The following is a 19,961-nucleotide window of genomic DNA, read 5'->3' on the forward strand; positions in this document are numbered from 1 at the left end:
CCGGGGGCTGAATCACGCGATGAAGCGGGCTACTCCTCGGAGCCCGCTTCGCGGCGCCGCCGGTACGAGCCCGGCGCGCCGCCCGTCCAGGCCTTGAAGGCCCGCTGGAACGCGGCGCTGTCCGCGAAGCCCAGCTCTTCCGCCAGCGCCGCGAGCGGCACGGTGCTGGTGTTGAGCCGCACGATGGCAAGGTCGCGCCGCAGCTGGTCCTTCAGCGACTGGAACGAGGTGCCTTCGGTCGCCAGGTGCCGCTGCAGCGTGCTGACCGACATGTGCAGGCTGCTCGCGGCCGTCGCGAGGTCGGCCCATGCCGGCCGGTTCTGCTGCAGCACGGAGCGCACCCGCGCGCTCACCGCCTGTTCCGCCAGCCGGGGCAGTATCACGTTGGCCGGCGCCGCCGCGAGGAACATGTTCATGGCCTGGGTGTCGCGATGCACCGGCGTCTGCAGCGCGCCGGCGTCGAACCACACGGCGGTGCAGGGCTGGCCGAACTGCAGCGGCCCCGGGAACACCTTGGCGTAGCCGTCCGCATAGGGCGGCAGCTCGAAGCCGAAATCGAAGCGCCGCGCCGCCAGCCGGCCGCCATGCAGCCAAGCGAGCAGCCGCCAGTACACGCGCAGCATCAGCTCGTGCAGGAAGTTCTGCTGCACCGCAGCGCGATCGTTCAGCCGCAGGCCGAAGCCGGCCAGCGGCCCTTCGTGCAGCAGCACCAGCGTCAGGTCGTCCTGCAGCAGGCCGAAGGTATGGGCCACGCGGCGCAGCGCCACTTCGAAGTTGGGCGCGCCCAGGGTGGCGCGCGTCATCAGCGCGAAGCTGCCGCGCTTCAGGCGGCGCGAGAGGAAGCCCAGCGCCTCGTCGTCGAGCCGCTCCATCAGCAGCGCGAACAGCGCCACGTATTGCTCCGCGGTGACGCGCGCGCCCGGCGCGTCGAGCAGCGCGGGCGCGATGCCCGCGTCTTCCAGCGCCGCATTCGCATCAACGGGCGCGGCCTGGCCCCGGGCACGGATGCCCGAGAGCATGCCCTGGACGAAGGCGATCGGAATGGTGACTGGCGGTTGCAGCATGGGCGCAGCGATCAGGCCCCAAGCATGCCACCGTGTCGATTGACGTTTTCTGCAATGCGATCGAAGCGAAAGGCAATCGCCGCGGCGCGGCCGGCTTCCTACGATGCGGCCACACAAGAAAGAGACGGAGACACTCGCCATGTACCTGACCCAGTCCCTGCACCGCAGCGTGCAGCAGCATCCCGACAAGGTGGCCGTGCGCTTCGCCGGCCGCACCCGCAGCTTCCGCGAATACGCAGACCGGGTGGCCCGCCTGGCGGGCGCCCTGCAGCGGCTGGGCATGCAGCCTGGCGACCGCGTGGCCATGCTGGCGCTCAACTCCGGGCGCTACCTCGAATACCAGATGGCCGTGCCGTGGGGCGGCGGCGTGCTCAACCCCTGCAACATCCGCTGGTCGGCCGCGGAGATCCTGTATTCGCTGGAAGACTCCGGCTCCACCATCCTGCTGGTGGACGAGACCTTCCGCGCGCTGGTCGAGCAGATGCGCGGCCAGGCCACCAGCCTGCGCGAGGTGATCTATTGCGGCGACGGCGCGCAACCCGCCGGCATGCACGGCTACGAGGCGCTGATCGACGCCGCCGCGCCGGTGCCCGACGCCGCGCGCCGCGACGAAGACCTGGCGGGCATCTTCTACACCGGCGGCACCACCGGCTTTCCCAAGGGCGTGATGCTGAGCCACGCCAACATCTGCGCCTCCGGCTTCGCGGCGCTCGGCGAAGGACTGGCGCCGCCCGGCTCGTGCTACCTGCACGCCGCGCCGATGTTCCACCTGGCCGACATGGGCCTGGCCACGCCGCACTGGTTCCAGGGCAGCACCCATGCCATCGTGCCGGCGTTCAGCCCGGAAGCCGTGCTCAACGCCATTGCCGCCGACCGCGTCACCCATGCGCTGCTGGTGCCGACGATGATCCAGATGCTGGTCGACCACCCCTCGATGCGCGAGCCGCGCGACCTGGGCAGCCTGCGCTGCATCACCTACGGTGCCTCGCCGATTTCCGAGGCGGTGCTGAACCGCGCGATGGAGGCTTTTCCGGGCGTGGAGTTCGCGCAGGCCTACGGCATGACCGAGCTGTCGCCCATCGCCACCATCAATCCGCCTTGCAACCACACGGCCGAAGGGCGCAAGCGCGGCAAGCTGCGCTCGGCCGGGCGCGCGAGCTACTGCATGGAAGTGCGCATCGTCGATGCGGACGGCGCCGAAGTGCCGCGCGGCACCGTCGGCGAAGTGGCCGTGCGCGGCCCCAACGTGATGCAGGGCTACTGGAACAAGCCGGAGCAGACGGCCGCCGCCGTGCGCGACGGCTGGATGCACACCGGCGACGGCGCCTACATGGACGACGACGGCTACATCTTCGTGGTCGACCGGCTCAAGGACATGATCATCAGCGGCGGGGAGAACGTGTACTCGGCCGAGGTGGAGAACGCCATCAACCAGCATCCGGCCGTGGCGGCCTGCGCGGTCATCGGCATACCGAGCGAGGAGTGGGGCGAGGCCGTGCATGCGGCGCTGGTGCTCAAGCCGGGCCAGGGCATACGCCCGGAAGAGCTGATTGCCCACTGCAAGACGCTGATCGCCAGCTACAAGTGCCCGCGCAGCGTGGCCGTGCTCGAAGCGCTGCCGCTGTCGGGCGCGGGCAAGGTGCTCAAGACCAAGCTGCGCGAACCCTTCTGGCAGGGGCGCCAGCGCGGCGTGGCCTGAGCCCGGCCTTCTTTCATTCAGTCCATCAATTTCCCAGGAGCCTTCCATGAGTCAGGACGTCCATGTAGCCGGTGTCGGCATGATTCCCTTCACCAAGCCCGGCGCGAACCAGCCGTACCCCCAGATGGCCAGCCACGCCGCCAATGCCGCGCTGAAAGACGCCGGCATCGGCTACGAGCTGGTGCAGCAGGCCTACGTGGGCTACGTCTACGGCGACTCCACCGCCGGCCAGCGCGCGCTCTACGAGGTGGGCATGACCGGCATTCCGGTCGTCAACGTCAACAACAACTGCTCCACCGGCTCCACCGCGCTGTTCCTCGCGCGCCAGGCCGTGGCCAGCGGTGCCGCCGACTGCGTGCTGGCTTTGGGCTTCGAGCACATGAGCCCCGGTGCGCTGGGCGCGGTGTTCAACGACCGGCCCAGCCCCTTCGACCACTTCGAGAACATCACCGACGAGCTGGTCGGCAACGAGCAGGTGCCGCTCGCGCTGCGCTACTTCGGCGGCGCGGGCCTGGCGCACATGCAGCAGTACGGCACGCAGATGTCCACCTTCGCGAAGATCCGCGCCAAGGCCAGCCGCCATGCGTCGAACAATCCGGTGGCGCTGTTCCGAACGGTGGTCACCGAAGACGAGGTGATGGCCGCACCCGTCATGTGGCCCGGCGTGATGACGCGGCTGATGGCCTGCCCGCCCACCTGCGGCGCGGCGGCGGCCATCGTGTGCTCGGCCCGCTTCGCCGAGCGCCACGGGCTGGACCGCAGCGTGCGCATCAAGGCGCAGGCCATGACCACCGACCGGCCCATCACCTTCGAGAGCCGCGACATGCGCGAGGTGGTCGGCTTCAGCATGGCGCAGGAAGCCGCACAGAAGGTGTACGACGCGGCCGGCGTCGGCCCGCAGGACGTCGACGTGGTCGAGCTGCACGACTGCTTCGCGCACAACGAACTCATCAGCTACGAGGCGCTGGGCCTGTGCCCGGTGGGCGGCGCGGAGAAGTTCGTGCTCGACGGCGACAACACCTACGGCGGCAAGGTCGTCACCAATCCCTCGGGCGGGCTGCTGTCGAAAGGGCATCCGCTCGGCGCGACCGGGCTCGCGCAATGCACGGAGCTGGTCCAGCAGTTGCGCGGCACGGCGGATAAGCGGCAGGTGGAAGGCGCACGGCTGGCGCTGCAGCACAACCTCGGCCTGGGCGGCGCCTGCGTGGTGACGCTCTACGAGCGCGTTTGAAAGGCCTGGCGATGATCGACAAGAAATGGATCGGACACGAGCTGCCCGCATCGGTGCTGCCGATCGAGCGCACCCGCCTGCAGTTCTTCGCCAAGGCCATCGGCGAGACCGACCCCGTCTACACCGATGCCGCCGCCGCGCGCGATGCCGGCTACCCCGACCTGCCCGCGCCGCCGACTTTCCTTTTCGCGGCCGAACTGGACTCGGGTGCTTCCGACCGGTTGCTGGCCGACCTGGGGATTCCGCTGTCGAAGCTGCTGCATGGCGAGCAGGGCTTCAGCTACCACCGGCCGGCCTGCGTGGGCGACACGGTGACGGTGCGCTCCACCATCACCGACATCTACGACAAGAAGAACGGCGCGCTCGAATTCGTCATCAAGACCTCGCGCGCCACCAACCAGCGCGACGAACTGTTGGCCGAGCTGCGCACCGTGATCGTCTGCCGCCATTGATGAAGGAGCCCGCGCCCATGACCGCACCGACCTACGACGCCGTGAACATCGGCGACGAGCTGCCCGCGCTGCAACTGCCGCCGGTGACCCGCACCACGCTCGCGCTGTTCGCGGGCGCCTCGGGCGACCACAACCCGATTCACATCGACACCGACTTCGCGCGCAAGTCCGGCATGCCCGACGTGTTCGCCCAAGGCATGCTGGGCATGGCCTGCCTCGGCCGCTTGATCACGCAATGGGCGCCGCAATCGCAGCTGCGCCGCTTCGACGTGCGCTTCCAGGGCATCACGCACCTGGGGCACGCGGTGCGGTGCAGCGGGCGCGTGGTCGAGAAGCTGGAGCATGACGGCGAGCGCTGTGTGCGCGTCGAGGTGCTCAGCGCCAACCAGTACGGCCAGACGCGCATCGCGGGCGAGGCGCTCGTCGCGCTGCGCTGAGATCAACCGAAGAAGGATCAGAGACATGACACCCAAGCTCGGCGGCAAGGTCGCCCTCATCACGGGTTCGGGCCGCGGCATCGGCCGGGCCATCGCGCTCAAGCTGGCATCGGAAGGCGCGCGCATCGTCGTCAACGATCTCGACGAGGCCCCGGCGGAAGAGACCGTGCAGGCCATCCGTGCGACGGGCGGCGAGGCCGTGGCCTGCGTCGGCAGCGTGGCCGCGCCGGATTTTGCCGAGCGCTTCATCGGCATGGCGGTCAACGAATACAAGGGACTGGACGTCGTCGTCAACAACGCCGGCTACACCTGGGACAGCGTGGTGCAGAAGATGACCGACGAGCAGTGGTACGCCATGATCGACGTGCACCTGACGGCGCCGTTCCGCATCCTGCGCGCTGCGCAGCCGGTGATCCGCGCGCTGTCGAAGTCCGAGACGGAAGCGGGCCGGCGCGTGGTGCGCAAGGTGGTCAACATCTCGTCGGTGGCGGGCTTGTTCGGCAATGCGGGGCAGGCCAACTATTCGACGGCCAAGGCTGGCATCGTGGGCATGACGCAGACGCTGGCCAAGGAGTGGGGGCGCATGAACGTGACCGTCAATTGCGTGGCCTTCGGTTTCATCCAGACGCGGCTGACCGCGAGCACGGCCGAAGCGACGACTGCGAACATCGAGGGGCGCGAGATCAAGGTGGGCATCAACCCGGGGTTGCTGTCGATGATGGAGCAGTCGATTCCTCTGGGGCGCGGCGGTACGCCTGAAGAGGCTGCGGGGGCTGTGTATCTTCTTTGCGCGCCTGAGTCGGACTATGTGAGTGGGCAGACTCTGATGTGTACGGGGGGGCTTACGGGGATTTGATCTTTGCTGGTTTTTTTCGGGGTGCGCTCACGCCGGCGGGGTACCTTGCTCCGCGAATGTCCCCCGGCCTTCGGCCTCCTCCTTTATTTCGCTGCGCAAGGTACCCCGCCAGCGTGAGCGTTGAGCAGGGCGCTTGAACTGCCCGTGCGAGCAGAGTCCCCGGTGGCCTGTGCACTCACCCCGAACACAAGCAAACCAGACCTGGAGCAACAGAAATGAACACAGAAGAAGGCGTCGGCTGGGAAGTAGCAGACGACATAGCCCGCATCGTTCTCAAGCGCCCGGAGCGCGCGAACGCGATCGGCCTGAAAAGCAGCCGTGCTCTCGTGCATGCCATCGAAGACGTGCTGCAGCGCAAGCCGCGCGCGATCCTGCTGACCGGTGAAGGCCGTGTGTTCTGTGCCGGTGGCGACATCGAGGAGTTCGTGGCAGCTGGAGAGGGGCTGCCGAAATTGGTGGACGACATCCTCGAACCTTTGCACCCCGCGCTGCTGCGGCTCTCGACGAACCCGGCACCATTGGTTGTGGCGGTGAACGGGCCGGCAGGCGGCGCGGGCGTGGGGCTCGCCTTGTGCGGCGACTTCGTGCTCGCGGCCGAATCGATGAAGCTGCGAACCGGCTATGCGGCCATCGGGCTGTCGCCTGACGCCGGGGCTTCCTACTTTCTCTCGCGCCGCGTCGGGCCCGTTCGCGCGCAACAACTGCTGATGCTGAGCGACGCCGTCGACAGCCAGCGCTGCCTTGCGTGGGGCGCGGTCGATGCGGTGCACGCCGATGCTGAACTCGCCGCCGCCAGCGAGGCGCTCGTCGCCCGGCTGGCCCAGGGTGCGAGTGCGTCGTTTGCCGGCATCAAGGCCCTGTGCGCCGGCGCGCCCGGCCGGCCCTTTGAAGAACACCTGGCGATGGAGCGGAAGCTTCTGCGCGAGCGTGCCGGCAGCGCGGATGCGCGCGAAGGCGTGGCCGCATTCATGGCGAAGCGGGCGCCGCGCTTCATCGGACGCTGACAGCCAACGGCTAGGTGTCGCTCCACTTCCTCAGCAGGTTGTGATACGTGCCCACCAGCGTGCGGCGTGCCGATTCGTCGGCGCCGCTCTGGTTCAGCCGCTGGATCGCGTTGTCCATGTCGAACAGCAGTGCGCGGTCGCCGGCGTCGCGCACGAGGCTCTGCACCCAGAAGAAGCAGGCCACGCGCACGCCGCGCGTGATGGGCGTCACCTGGTGCAGGCTGGTGGCGGGGTAGAGCACCATGTCGCCGGCCGCGAGCTTCACGGTCTGCATGCCGTGCGTGTCTTCCATCTGCAGCTCGCCGCCGTCGTAGCTGTCGGCCTCCGACAGGAACAGCGTGGCCGACAGGTCGGTGCGCAGCTTGCGGCCGGTGCGCGGGTCGATGCGCACGCCGCCGTCCACGTGCAGGCCGAAGCGCATGCCTTCGCTGTAGCGGTTGAACATCGGCGGATACAGCAGGTTGGGCAGCGCCGCGCTGATGAACGTGGGATGGCGCTCGAGCGCGCTGGCGATGATCGACTGGCACTCGTGCGCCACCGCCGAGCCCTCGTCGATCTGCTGGTTGAACTTGACCGGCGCGCCCTGGTGGCCCGCCGTCACGCGGCCATCGACCCAGGCGTCGCCGGCCGCATCAAGGCGCGCGCGAACCGCGGCGAGCGCGTCGCGGTCGAGGACACCGGGGATGCAGACCAGCATGGCGTGGCTTCTTTCTTCAGTTGCAGGCTCAGAGGCGGTAGGTGAAGGTCAGCGTGGCGGCCCGGCCCGAGCCCGGCACCGCGCGTCCGCCGTCCGAGGGGATCAGCGCGTCGTAGTAGTGGCGGTTGGCCAGGTTGAACAGGTTCAGCCGGATGTCGTACTTGGGCTGATGGTAAGCCAGCATCGCATCGAGCCGGACGTAGCCGCCGACCTCCACCAGGTCGGTGTTGTTGGCGTAGCGCTTCGCGCTGTAGGTGGTGCCGCCGCCGACTTCCCATTCGGGCGTGATGGCGTAGGTGGCCCACAGGCTGGCCGCGTCTTTCGGCGTGTTGGCGGGCACCTTGCCGAGCGTGCCGGGGGCGATGCCGTCGACGATGGTCGCGTCCAGGTGCGTGTAGGCGCCGAACAGCTGCAGCTTGTCGGTCACGCGGCCGGCCACGCCGGCGCGCGCGCCGTTCACGCGGATCGTGCCGGTCGCGCTGTAGGTGCCGTCGTTGTTCTGCGCGCGGGCGTTGGTCTGCGTGATCTGGAACGCGGCGGCCGTGAGCGAGAGGTTGCCGTCGTTCAGGTCCCACTTGCCGCCGAGTTCGTAGGCCTTGTTCTTCTCGGGCGGCAGCGGCTGCGTGGCGCCCGTGGTGGCCACGAGCTGCTCGAGCGAGGGGTTGAACGAAGTGCTGTAAGACACGTAGTACGACTGCTCGGGCGTGGGCTGCCAGATGGCGCCCGCACGCACACTGGTGAAGTCGACCGTCTGGCTCTCGGAGGCCAGCGTGGTCGCGGTGGGAATGCTGTTGGAGATGCTGGCGCGGTAGTGGTCCTGGCGCACGCCGGCCACCAGCTTCCACTGCGGGCTGAGCTCGATCGTGTCGTTCACATAGCCGGCCACCGTGGTGGCGCTGGCGTCGGCGAGGTTGCCGCGCAGGCTGGGCGCGGTGCTCGGCGTGTTGCCCTGGTAGGGCGCCAGAAGCGGCGAGCAGGCGGCATAGCCGCTGGTGCCGCCCGCCGGGTTCAATGCCACGCCGTTGCACGTGCCGTTGCGGTAGTAGGCCTGGTTCTCGTAGGTGTCGTGGCCCAGCTCGAGGCCAACGAGCAGCGAATGCTTGACGGAGCCGGTATTGAACCTGGTACTGAGCTCGGTCAGGTTGAACAGCGACTTGTCGTGGATCGTGCGGTCATGGCTCTGCTGGCGCACCCACAGCGTGCTCAGCGGCAGCGACGAGAAGGCGGCCGCCGGCACGGCCGTGGTGCCGGTGGAGAAGGGCGTGAACACGTTCTTCGACGACAGCGTGCCGATGGACTGCGGCGCGGTCTCGCGTGCGTCGGTGGTCACGTCGTTGTACTGCGTCTGGTTGCGGATCGAGGTGTCGGCCGTGATCTTGTGCTGCACCAGGGCACCGAAGGCCTGGATGTCGGAGATCGTGCGGTCGTCGCTGAAGCCGTAGGCCTGGTCGCGGTCGACCTTGGCCGGATGGCCGTTGAGCGGCGGCACGCCGTAGTCGGGCTGGTCGCGGTTGTGCTGCACCAGCGCCGACAGCGTGACCTGCGTCGGCGTGTTGATGCCGAACTTGAGCGACGCGTCCAGGCCGAAGTCCTTCAGCTTCGTCTGCTCGCGCGTGCTGGCGTCACCCTGCTGGCCCATGGCCGCGATGCGGAAGGCGGAGGTGTCGGACAGCGGGCGGTTGACGTCGACGGTCGAGCGCACCAAGCCCGTGGTGCTGGCAGACACCGACACTTCGCCCGCCGGCGTGAGCGACGGCTTCTTGGTCACCTGGTTGATGATGCCGCCCGTGGAACCGCGGCCGAACAGCATCGACGAGGGGCCCATGAGCACCTCGACCGATTCGAGCGCGAAGGTGTCGCGGTAGTACTGGGCGCGGTCGCGCGCGCCGTCCAGGTACAGGTCGGTGCGGGCCGAGAAGCCGTTGAGGTTGATGTTGGTGCCGATCTGCCCGCCCTCCGCACCGCCGATGGTCAGGCCCGGCACGTTGCGCAGCGCGCTGGCCAGCGAAGTCGCGGCCTGCGACTGCATCACGGCCTGGTTGATCACGGTGACGGATTGCGGCGCATCGCGCAGGTCGGCCGGCAGGCGGCTGATGGTCGCGGGGTTGGCGCCGAAGCCGGTCCTGTCCTGCGCGCCCTGCACCTGGACTTCGCGCAGCGTGGTCGGCACCGATGTGCCCGGAGCAGGCGAACTCGCGGTGCTGCTCGGCGCCGCCGGTTGCGGGGCCTGTTGCGCGAACGCGGCGGGCAGCGAGGAAACAAGGCCGACAAGTGCGAGCGCAACAGGCGTGCGGCGGCGTGTCGAAGACGAGAGACGATTCATTGCGAGCTTTCCGAAGGGTGCGCGGGCGACACGGCCCGGGCCGATGTGGCGCAAACAAAAGCACCACCGACGGAAATTCTTACCGCGAATGAATCTTATTTGAAGGAGTTGTTGGCAAGGTGTTTGGCGCGCGATACAGCCGGATTTCTTTACCTTGCAGGTCAGGTGCAAGACAGCTTTCTTTCGGCCGGCGGTGGGGCCGCCGGCGCCGCCGCTACTTCCAGGGCGTCGGCGGCGGGATCTCGCAGACCGGCTCGACGTCGATGCTCTTGAAGTCGGCCGGCGAGACGATTTCCAGGTACTCCATGTCGGGCGAGTAGTCGAACAGGAAGTGCCGGATGCCCGGGCGCTGGTGCACCACGTCGCCGGCCTCGACCAACGTTTCCTTGTCCTCGTACATGAAGCGGGCCCAGCCCTTGACCATGATCACGATCTGGAAGTCCGCTTCGTGGCGGTGCCAGCCGGTGCCCGTTTCCGGTGCCATGTTGGCCTTGACGAGGTGCGCGATCACCTTGCCGTTGGTGGCCTCGGCGATGCCCAGGTCGCGGTAGAGGAAGAAGTCGCGCAAGCCGCCCGAGACGAACTCGGTGTCACCGGGCTTGACGTGGGAGAACTGGGTGGCGGTACGGTCCAGCATGGGGCGCTCCTTCGCAGGGGGTGATGATGCTGCGCCGCAGCACGCATAAAGCGTTCCCGCCGAGCCCTGGCTCAGCGCGCCGCGAAGCCGTCGGTCGCGCGCACCAGCCGGTCGAGGATGCCGGGCTCCGAGTACGCATGCCCCGCGCCTTCGACCAGGTGGAATTCGGCCTGCGGCCATGCCTTGTGCAGCGCCCAGGCGAAGCGCGCGGGGCAGGGCATGTCGTAGCGGCCGTGCACGATCACGCCGGGAATGCCGTGCAGCCGGTGCGCATCGCGCAGCAACTGGCCTTCTTCGAGCCAGGCATCGTGCACGAAGTAGTGGTTCTCCAGCCGCGCGAAGGCCAGCGCGAAATGATCGCCAGCATGCGTTTCGGCGAGCGCGGTGCTCGGCAGCAGCGTGATGGTCTCGCCTTCCCACACGCTCCAGGCACGCGCCGCCTCCAGGCGCGCCGCCGCGTCGTCGCCGGTGAGCCGCTTGCGATAGGCCGCGATCATGTCGCCGCGCTCGGCCTCGGGAATGGGGGCCTGGAACTTCTCCCACTTGTCGGGGAACATCTCCGACACGCCGAACTGGTAGTACCAGTTCAGCTCGGCGCGGGTCACGGTGTAGATGCCGCGCAGCACCAGTTCGCTCACGCGCTCGGGGTGCTTCTGTGCATAGGCGAGGGCGAGCGTGGAGCCCCAGGAGCCGCCGAACACGAGCCAGCTGTCGACACCCGCGCGTTCGCGAAGGCGCTCGATGTCGGCCACCAGGTGCCAGGTGGTGTTGGCTTCCAGGCCGGCGTGCGGTTGCGAGAGGCCGCAGCCGCGCTGGTCGAACAGCATCAGGTCGTAGCGCGCGGGATCGAACAGCCGCCGATGGTCGGGCGAGATGCCGCCGCCGGGCCCGCCGTGCAGGAACACCGCCGGCTTGGCGCCGGGCGTGCCCACCCGCTCGTAGCGGATGCGGTGGCCGTCGCCCACATCGAGCATGCCGCTCTCGTAGGGTTCGATCGGGGGATACAGCTGGCGCAGGTCGGGCATCGATGGTTCTCCTTCGTCGGGTGCCGGTGTGTCGAAGGCGAGCATATCGCCCGGTACTTGGCCTGCGCGGCCTGCATGCCCGCCGCATGGCGACCCGTGCTGCTTGACCGGCCTCCGGGGCCTTCCAGATACTCAACCGCATGGTTGACTCAACCGCGGATTCCGCAAGCGCTGAAGCGGTGGTTCGGGCCGGACGAGATCGTCGCGGCGCACCAAGCCCGAAAGCTGGCTGACCCTGGCCGACCGAGAGCGCGCGCATTGCCGGAGCGTCGACGAGACCCCATACTGGCGACTCCCACGACGCGATCGATCACCGGAGCCTTCCATGAGCAATGAACTGCGCAAGAAGCTGCATGACCTGGCCGAACTCTGCGACAACGCCCCCGACCCGCAGACCCGGGCCATCATCGAGGCGATCCGGCTCCAGACGGCGGTGCTGAACGAGCGGCTGTTCTCCATCGAGCTGCAATTGGGCGCGCTCAGCAAGCGCATGGAAAACACGCCCGAAAGCACGACCGGCTGAGGAGGCGCCGCTTTGTAGGGATAATCCCAGCCATGAGCGGCAACACCTTCGGAACACTCTTCGCGGTCACCAATTTCGGCGAGTCGCATGGCCCGGCCATCGGCTGCGTCATCGACGGCTGCCCCCCGGGCATGGAACTCAGCGAGGCCGACATCCAGGCCGACCTGGACCGCCGCCGCCCCGGCACCAGCCGCCACGTCACACAGCGCAACGAGCCTGACGCAGTGCAGATCCTCTCGGGCGTCTACGAGGGCAAGACCACCGGCACGCCCATCGCGCTGCTGATCCAGAACACCGACCAGCGCAGCAAGGACTACGGGCAGATCGCCCAGCAGTTCCGCCCCGGCCACGCCGACTACACCTACTGGAAGAAGTACGGCATCCGCGACCCGCGCGGTGGCGGGCGCTCATCGGCCCGGCTGACCGCGCCCACCGTGGCCGCCGGCGCAGTCGCCAAGAAGTGGCTGGCCGAAAAGTACGGCATGGTCTTCCGCGGCTGCATGACGCAGATCGGCGAAATCGCCATCCCGTTCGAGAGCTGGGACCACGTGCCCGACAACCCCTTCTTCGCCCCCGTCGCCGACGTGAGCGCGCTGGAGGACTACATGGACCGCCTGCGCAAGGCCGGCGATTCTTGCGGCGCACGCATCCGCGTCACGGCCACCAAGGTGCCCGTGGGCCTGGGCGAGCCGCTGTACGACAAGCTCGACGCCGAAATCGCCTACGCGATGATGGGCCTCAATGCGGTGAAGGCGGTCGAGATCGGCGCCGGCTTCGACAGCGTCGTGCAGCGCGGCACCACGCACGGCGACTCCATCACGCCCACCGGTTTCCTGAGCAACAACGCAGGCGGCATCCTGGGTGGCATCAGCTCCGGGCAAGACCTGGAAGTGAGCATTGCCATCAAGCCCACCAGCTCGATCATCAGCCCGCGCCAGTCCATCGACATCCACAACAATCCGGTCGAGGTCGTCACCAAGGGCCGCCACGACCCGTGCGTGGGCATCCGCGCGACGCCCATCGCCGAGTCGCTGCTGGCGCTGGTGGTAATGGAGCACGTGCTGCGCAACCGTGCGCAGTGCGGCGACGTGGAACTGCAGCAGCAGAACGCGGCCGAGAAGACCGAAGCCTCTTCGCCCAAGGCGTCCTTCCTCTAGTGTCCGCGCCGGCGTCCGTGGCCGCCGGGCGCGGCCATCTGCTGGCGTTCGCTGGCCTGTCGGCCAGCTATTTCGCGCACATCGGTTTCTTCAATCCCTACCTGCCGCTGTGGCTCAAGGACCTGGGGCTGCCGATCTTCACCATCAGCCTGCTGGCCTCGGTGCAGTCGATCACCCGGGTCTTCGCGCCCTATGCCTGGGGTGCGCTGAGCGACCACACCGGGCAGCGCGTGAAGCTGCTTCGCTTCAGCGCGGCGGTGGCGCTGGCCAGCTCTTTCGGGCTCTGGTGGCACGGCGGTGCCTGGTGGCTCGCGCTGGTGCTGCTCGTGATGTTCACGCACACCAGCTCAATGATGTCGCTCACCGAGGCCGCAATGGCACAGCTCGTGGCGGGCGACTGGGGCCGCTACGGGCGCATCCGGCTGTGCGGCTCGGCCGGCTTCCTGGTCACCGTGTTCTTCGCCGGCGAGTGGTTCGAGCGCTTCGGCATGAAGCACTTTCCGGCATGGGCCGCCGGCACGCTGGCCATCGTGCTGATCGCCACGATGAAGCTGCCCGACCTGCGCGAGCCGCCCGCCGCGCACGACGCCGTCAAGGTGCCCATCGGCCCGGTGCTGCGCAACCCCGCGGTGCGGTGGTTCTTCGCGGCGCTGTTCTTCCAGGTGATGTCGCATTTCTCGGTGTACGCGTTCCTTTCGCTCTACCTCGACTCCATCGGCTACAGCAAGAGCACCATCGGCCTGCTGTGGGCGCTGTCGGTGGTGGCGGAGATCGTGTGGTTCTTCCTGCAGGGCCGGCTGATCGGCCTGCTGCCGATGCCGCGCTGGATGCTGGTGTGCGGCATTGCCGCCGTCGCGCGGCTGGGCCTTACCGCCGGGCTGGGCGGCTTCGTCGCGGCGCTGATCGTGGCGCAGTGGCTGCATGCGCTGAGCTTTGCGGCGCATCACACGACCTGCATCGCGGTGGTGTCGCGCCGCTTTCCCGGCCAGCTGCGCGGGCGCGGACAGGCGCTGTTCACGGTGATCGGCTATGGCTTCGGCGGCGTGCTGGGCGTGCTGCTCGGCGGCGCGGTCGCGCAGGCCTTCGGCTATCGCACGATGTTCACCGCAGCGGCCGCGCTGGCGGTGCTCGGCAGTTTGTGTGCCTGGCGCGTGGTGACGCTGGAGCGGGTGGAGCGCGCGGGCCGGGTGTGAGCTGACCGCGCTGGAAAGTGTCATGGGCCTTACATGCCCGCGTCACTGCAGATTTCTACGCTGCGCGCTTCGTCATCTTTTCTCCCAATTTCCCATGTCCGCTTCCGATGAATCGCGCGGTGCGCGCGCACCGCGCATCCTTCCGCCTGTCGAGTCGAATTCCCAAGAACAGAACAATGCCAGCAGCACTCCGCCGCGCCGCCAGGTGCTCAAGCTCGGCGCGTCGCTTCTGACCGTCGGCGGCAGCGGCGCCTTGCTCGCGGCCTGTGGTGGCGGCGGTGGCGGGGCACCTGTTCTCGGTCCGCTGCCCGCGCCTGCTCCAGCGCCGGCTCCCGCGTCGGCACCGCCGCCACCGGCTGCCGCAGCCAAGATATCCAGCTTCGCGCTCGCCGTGATGCCCGACACGCAGTTCTACGCGCGCTACGCCACCGCGGCCGAGAGCGACCAATACGACAAGCGCTTTGGCAGCGCTCCCTTCGCCGCACAGACGAAATGGATCGCCGCCAATGCGAAGGCCCTGAACATTCCATTCACCGTCCATCTTGGCGACGTGGTCGACCAGGTCGGAAAGCCCGATCAGTGGAAGGTGGCCGATGCCGCCATGAAGGTGCTCGAAGACGCAAAGCTGCCCTACAGCGTGCTGGCCGGCAACCACGACGTGCTCAGAGACATCGACTACAGCATCGACCCCGTGAGCGGCACCGACGCCAACCGCACTCCCGCCAACGAGCCCTACATCCAGTGGTTCGGCGCCGAGCGCGCGAAGAAGCAGGCCACCTTCGGCGCGCGCGACCCGAGCGGCTTCCACGAATACCACGTGTTCGAGGCGCAAGGCCAGAAGTTCATGGTGCTGTCTTTGTCATGGCGCATCTCCGACGCAGGCATTGCCTGGGCCCGCCAGATGATCGCGAAGAACCCGACGCTGCCTGTGATCCTGGTCAACCACCAACTGCTCAACATCGCACCTGACGGCACCAGCCCGCTTGAAACCGACTACGGCAAGATGCTGTGGGAAAAGCTCATCCGCGACAACGACCAGATCTTCATGACGCTCAACGGCCACCACCACGGTGCCGCGCATCTCACCAAGATCAACAACTTCGGCCGCAAGGTCGAGGAGATGGTGGTCGACTACCAGATGGCCTACCAGGGCGGCAATGGCCTGATGCGTCTCTACGAGTTCGACCTGACGAACAAGAAGATCAAGGTGCTGTCGTTCTCGCCCTGGGTGCCGCAGAAGCCCGCAGCTACGTTGAATGCCTTCGACCAGGCGGTGCTCACCACGCCCAACGAGGCCTTCGAGATCGACATGGATTTCGCACAACGCTTCGGCGGGTTCAACAAGAGCTTCGGCACAGGCAGCGCCACCGTCGACGGTTCCCTGGTCGACAAGGCTCGGGCGATGATTCTTGCCAACTACAAGGAACCTGCCACCGTGGCGCAGCGACCCGCTGCGAACTCGGAGGACTATCCGAAAGTGGCGAACACGCTGGCGCACTGGCGCTTCTTTGGCGGCACCGTCAACCAGCCGGTGCTGCCGGGTACCGTGGTGCCCGACGTCACGGGCAACAACCCGCTGCATCGCGATGCGCTCAACCAGGGCGGCGTAGTGGGAGCCGCGGACGGCGACATCGTCTGGACGGAAGACCGGCACTACCTGTCGGCTGCGCCAGGGTCGGTGCGATTCCTCAACACCAACAAGAACACCCCAAGGCTCAGTTACTTTCTGACCGACGCGGCGGCGCCGATCAATGCCCAGACGCTGGACAACGGATACACCATCGAGGCGTTCATCAAGATCGACAAGAGCTGGACCAGCAACAACCAGGCGTGGATGAACATCATGACGCGCGACGGCCGCCGCGGCGATCTGCCGGGCTTCACGGCGGGCGATGGCGAGTCGCCCCCGATGCTGTTCGCCATATCGAGCCTGCGCGAAGTGCAATGGGAAGTCGTGCCGAGCCCGAGCGCGCCTCCCGACCCCAAGACCAACTGGTCTGGCGAGGTGATCGCAGACCGCTGGGTGCACATCGCGATCGTGAACGATCCGGTGTCCCACGACACCACGATGTACGTGGAAGGAGCGCCGGTGCTGCGCAATGCGACCGCGGCGCGGGGGCTGGCGACGTTGTCGGCCACCTCTGCGTGGGTCGTGGGCGGTGGTTCGTGGGATGGAGCCCGCGCCGATGGCTTCTTCGGGAACATCGGCGAAGTGCGCGTGGTGGCTTCGGCCCTCGCATCTTCGCAGTGGCTCACGGCACGCAAGCCGGGCTGAGCCGAAATGCGGCGCCGTGCGTAGGGCTCCGGTCCTTGCGCATGGCGCTGTTGGCCGTGATGCGGGTGGAGAGGGCGATGCTCGTCAGCCGCCGTTGAAACCATTTATTTACCTGCATCCCGTTATTCGCATTCTTTTCGAATTCTTCGAAGAACAATTTCCCGGTTTTATGAATTGAAGACTTTTCAATTGCCTCTCCCCGCTGGCTCCGCAATTAAAATAAGGGCAAATCGTGCAAGGGGAGGTGTATTTGATGTTCAATTTGTTAACGATATTCTTATTAGGCGAATTGCAGTTAGGCGATTCGGCTTATAGCCTCTACGCGGCGCCGAAATGAGCAGCCGCCGCGTCACCATCCAGATTCCAGCCGGCGATGCATTGCAGTTCCACCAACTGGTGGGACGCGAGGCATTGAGCCAGCTCTATGCGTTCGACGTTGACCTGTTCGCCACCAGCAACGCGGTCGATGCCAAGTTGCTCCTGGGCAAGCCCGCGACAGTGGTCGTGGAAACCGAAGGCGGCGTGCGCCATCTCGGCGGCATCGCCACCCGCTTCGGCCTGCAGCAGGAAGACGCCCGCCATTCGTTCTACCGGCTGCGCCTGCGTCCGTGGCTGTGGCTGGCCACGCGGCGCAGCGACTTCCGGATCTTCCAGGCCAAGAGCGTGCCCGACATCATCGGAGAGGTCCTGGGGTCTTACGGCTACCCCGTGGAGCAGAAGCTCGCGCGCGGAGACTACCGGCGCTGGGACTACTGCGTGCAGTACCACGAGAGCGACTTCGACTTCGTCTCGCGGCTGTGCGAGCTCGAAGGTATCTACTACTACTTCAGGCACGAGGCCGCGCAGCATGTGCTGGTGTTCGCAGACGACATCGCCGGATCGCACGGCCCGCTACCGGGCGGCGAAGAAGTTCGCTACCACCCGCTGGAAAAGTCGGGCATGGGCCAGCGCGAGCGCATCTACGCGTGGGAGATCGCCGAGGAAGTGCGCTCCGGCCACCACTACAACGACGACTACGACTTCGAGAAGCCCAAGGCCGAGTTGTCCCACCTGCGGCAGATGCCGCCCGGGCACGACCACGACAGCTACGAGAACTACGAATGGCCCGGCGGCTTCACGCAGCACGGAGACGGCGAAACCTACGCCCGCATCCGCAATGAAGAGCAACTGAGCCAGCGCAACCGCGTGACCGGACGCGCCAACCTGCGCGAGCTGGCCACCGGCCACACGCTGCGCCTCACCGGCCATCCGCGCGCCGACCAGAACCGCCAATACCTGCTGTTGAGCGTGAGCTACCACCTGCGGGAGAACCTCCAGGCGAGCGAGGGCGCCGAGGGTGCCGAGGGCTCGGTGCAACTGTTCGCGTTCGACGCGCAGCCCACCAGCTACCCCTGGCGCCCCGTGCGCACCACAACCAAGCCGCGTACGCGCGGCCCGCAGACCGCGATGGTGGTGGGCCCGGCGGGCGAGGAGATCTGGACCGACAAGTACGGGCGCATCAAGGTGCAGTTCCACTGGGACCGCCTCGGCCAGGAGAACGAGCATTCGAGCTGCTGGGTGCGCGTGTCCACCGCGTGGGCGGGCGCCACTTTCGGCATGACCAGCGTGCCGCGCGTCGGCATGGAGGTCATCGTCGACTTCCTCAACGGCGACCCCGACTACCCGATCGTCACCGGCTGCGTGCACAACGCCGACACCATGCCCTCGTGGGAACTGCCGGGGCAGAAGCACCTGTCGGGCATCAGGAGCCGCGAGCTCGGAGGCGGGCGCGGCAACCATCTCGTGCTGGACGACACGCAGGGCAAGATCCAGGCGCAGCTGCGAAGCGACCACCAGGCCAGCCAGCTGAGCGTGGGGCACATCGGGCGCATCGAGGACACCGCGGGGCGCAAGGAGCCGCGAGGGCAGGGGTTCGAACTGCGGACCGACGGGCATGGGGTGTTGCGCTCGGGCAAGGGGCTGCTGGTCACCACCGAGGCGCGCCCGAATGCCCAGGCACATTCCACCGACATGAGCGAGACGGTGGGCCGCCTCACGCAGGCGCGCGATCTGCACGAGGGCCTGAGCGGCGTTGCGCAGGGCGCTCAGGCTCATGAAACCGGCGACCAGGACGAAGTCACCGCGAGCCTCAAGGAGCAGAACGACGCCATCAAGGGACAGGGCGGCAACCGCGAGCAGGGCGAATTCCCCGAGTTCCAGGAAGCGCACATGACCCTGGCCAGCGCGAAGGGCCTGCAGACCGTGGCGCAGGGCTCGACCCACATCGTGAGCAACGAGCACACCGCGCTCACCAGCGGCGGCCACACGAGCGTGAGCGCGGGCAAGAGCCTGCTGGTGAGCGTGCAGAGCGCGATCCGCATGTTCGCTTCCAAGGCCGGCATGCGGCTCGTGGCGGCCGGCGCCGACATCGACATCAAGGCGCTGAAGGACAGCGTCAACGTGCTGGCCAAGCTCAACATCACGCAGACGGCCAACAAGATCACCATCCACGCGAAGGAAGAAGTGGTCATCAACGGCGGCTCCAGCTACAGCCGGTGGAGCTCCGGCGGGATCGAGCACGGCACGGCCGGCACATGGCGCGAGCATGCCGCCGTCCACAGCCTCGTGGGGCCGGCCAACGACGGCAAGCCCGCGCTGCCCAATCCGCCGCCGCTGCCCAAGGGGCAGCTCGACCTCTATCACCAGTACATCAAGCCGACCGGCGAAAAGCGCCAGGGCGTGGCGCAAGGCGACTTCACGGTGGTCGATTCGGAAGGCGGCACGCACGCGGGCACCTTCGACCGCAACGGCTTCGCGACCGTGTCGGGCCTGCCCATCGGCACCGCCAAGGTCACGTTCGGCAAGGATCCGCGCGACCCGTGGGACGAAGGCAGCTACTACGGAACGCCCGAGGACTGGAAGGCGAAAGGGGCGACCGGCGCGGCCGCAGGCGGAGCGGGCGGAGGCGTATCAGGCATTTCGGGCATCTCCGGCCTCGTGGGCAACGCCGCCGGACTGGCTGGCTCTGCAGGCGGTGCCGCAGGCGCCCTCGCAGGCGTGGCCGGCATGGGCAGCAAAGCGGCGAGCGCGCTGAACCAGGTCACGCAAGCGGCCGGTGTCGCGCAGCAGGCCGTGGGCGCGGCGCAGGCGCTCCAGCAAGGCGGTGCCAAGGCGCTGCTCGGCCAGGCGAGCCAGGCGGCGACCGGCATGGCGATCCAGGCGGCGGGCGCCAAGCTCGGCCCGATGGGCGTGCCGATCACCGGCGTGATGAGCGGCGTTGCTTCCGGCGGAATCAAGCCGCCGGGCATCGCCACGGCAGCTGCGAACCCTGCCTCCACCGGCAGAACGCCGGGCTTCGCAGGCTGACCCTGCCCGGCCGCCTGCGGGGCCATCCAACCTGAAACTAGAG

General features: G+C 67.7%; 16 protein-coding genes. 11 read left to right on the forward strand and 5 right to left on the reverse strand.

Annotated features, from left to right (window positions below; genetic code table 11):
• Positions 1–29 precede the first annotated feature (29 nt).
• Positions 30–1,064: an AraC family transcriptional regulator gene (locus C4F17_RS01390; RefSeq protein WP_106934009.1), complete on the reverse strand. Its 1,035-nt coding sequence runs from the start codon at positions 1,062–1,064 to the stop codon at positions 30–32.
• Between the two features lie 139 nt (positions 1,065–1,203).
• On the opposite strand from C4F17_RS01390, the gene C4F17_RS01395 reads away from it, so the two are divergent.
• The 6 genes from C4F17_RS01395 (at position 1,204) to C4F17_RS01420 (ending at position 6,743) form a co-directional block, all read left to right on the forward strand.
• Positions 1,204–2,763 (forward strand): acyl-CoA synthetase, encoded by a 1,560-nt coding sequence (locus C4F17_RS01395; protein ID WP_106937399.1) that lies wholly within the window; start codon positions 1,204–1,206, stop codon positions 2,761–2,763.
• A gap of 46 nt (positions 2,764–2,809) precedes the next feature.
• Complete coding sequence (locus C4F17_RS01400) at positions 2,810–3,994, forward strand: lipid-transfer protein (RefSeq protein ID WP_106934010.1); 1,185 nt, start codon at positions 2,810–2,812, stop codon at positions 3,992–3,994.
• A gap of 11 nt (positions 3,995–4,005) precedes the next feature.
• Positions 4,006–4,446 (forward strand): MaoC family dehydratase N-terminal domain-containing protein, encoded by a 441-nt coding sequence (locus tag C4F17_RS01405; protein ID WP_106934011.1) that lies wholly within the window; start codon positions 4,006–4,008, stop codon positions 4,444–4,446.
• A gap of 17 nt (positions 4,447–4,463) precedes the next feature.
• A complete protein-coding gene (locus C4F17_RS01410; RefSeq protein WP_106937400.1) occupies positions 4,464–4,883 on the forward strand; it encodes a MaoC family dehydratase in 420 nt (139 codons plus the stop codon).
• Between the two features lie 25 nt (positions 4,884–4,908).
• Entirely contained in the window at positions 4,909–5,739 is an 831-nt protein-coding gene (locus tag C4F17_RS01415) for an SDR family NAD(P)-dependent oxidoreductase (protein ID WP_106934012.1), read from the forward strand.
• Positions 5,740–5,954: 215 nt separating this feature from the next.
• The gene (locus C4F17_RS01420) at positions 5,955–6,743 is read left to right on the forward strand and encodes an enoyl-CoA hydratase/isomerase family protein (RefSeq protein WP_106934013.1); all 789 of its coding nucleotides are present in this window, start codon (positions 5,955–5,957) and stop codon (positions 6,741–6,743) included.
• A 10-nt stretch (positions 6,744–6,753) separates the two neighbouring features.
• Here the strand turns inward: C4F17_RS01420 and C4F17_RS01425 are convergent, their stop codons facing one another.
• From C4F17_RS01425 to pip, 4 genes are all read right to left on the reverse strand, one after another.
• On the reverse strand, positions 6,754–7,440 hold the full coding sequence (locus C4F17_RS01425; RefSeq protein WP_081267018.1) for a Fe2+-dependent dioxygenase: 687 nt from the start codon (positions 7,438–7,440) through the stop codon (positions 6,754–6,756).
• Positions 7,441–7,468: 28 nt separating this feature from the next.
• Positions 7,469–9,763: a TonB-dependent receptor gene (locus C4F17_RS01430; protein WP_106934014.1), complete on the reverse strand. Its 2,295-nt coding sequence runs from the start codon at positions 9,761–9,763 to the stop codon at positions 7,469–7,471.
• Between the two features lie 214 nt (positions 9,764–9,977).
• On the reverse strand, positions 9,978–10,400 hold the full coding sequence (locus C4F17_RS01435) for a cupin domain-containing protein (RefSeq protein ID WP_081267020.1): 423 nt from the start codon (positions 10,398–10,400) through the stop codon (positions 9,978–9,980).
• A 71-nt stretch (positions 10,401–10,471) separates the two neighbouring features.
• The gene (gene pip, locus C4F17_RS01440) at positions 10,472–11,425 is read right to left on the reverse strand and encodes a prolyl aminopeptidase (RefSeq protein ID WP_106934015.1); all 954 of its coding nucleotides are present in this window, start codon (positions 11,423–11,425) and stop codon (positions 10,472–10,474) included.
• 325 nt (positions 11,426–11,750) lie between these two features.
• Here pip and C4F17_RS01445 point away from each other — a divergent pair, with 325 nt between their 5' ends.
• The 5 genes from C4F17_RS01445 (at position 11,751) to C4F17_RS01465 (ending at position 19,918) form a co-directional block, all read left to right on the forward strand.
• Complete coding sequence (locus C4F17_RS01445) at positions 11,751–11,948, forward strand: hypothetical protein (RefSeq protein ID WP_081267022.1); 198 nt, start codon at positions 11,751–11,753, stop codon at positions 11,946–11,948.
• 32 nt (positions 11,949–11,980) lie between these two features.
• Positions 11,981–13,105, forward strand: coding sequence for a chorismate synthase (gene aroC / locus C4F17_RS01450; RefSeq protein WP_106934016.1), 1,125 nt, complete (start codon positions 11,981–11,983; stop codon positions 13,103–13,105).
• Positions 13,105–14,298: an MFS transporter gene (locus C4F17_RS01455; RefSeq protein WP_234382485.1), complete on the forward strand. Its 1,194-nt coding sequence runs from the start codon at positions 13,105–13,107 to the stop codon at positions 14,296–14,298. Before aroC ends, C4F17_RS01455 begins: the two co-directional genes overlap by 1 nt.
• A gap of 94 nt (positions 14,299–14,392) precedes the next feature.
• Positions 14,393–16,573 carry a LamG-like jellyroll fold domain-containing protein gene (locus C4F17_RS01460; RefSeq protein WP_106934017.1) on the forward strand — a complete coding sequence of 727 codons (2,181 nt, stop codon included), beginning with the start codon at positions 14,393–14,395 and terminating at the stop codon, positions 16,571–16,573.
• Between the two features lie 333 nt (positions 16,574–16,906).
• Entirely contained in the window at positions 16,907–19,918 is a 3,012-nt protein-coding gene (locus C4F17_RS01465) for a type VI secretion system Vgr family protein (protein WP_106934018.1), read from the forward strand.
• Positions 19,919–19,961 lie beyond the last annotated feature (43 nt).

Source organism: Variovorax sp. PMC12 (genome assembly GCF_003019815.1).
Lineage (GTDB): Bacteria > Pseudomonadota > Gammaproteobacteria > Burkholderiales > Burkholderiaceae_C > Variovorax.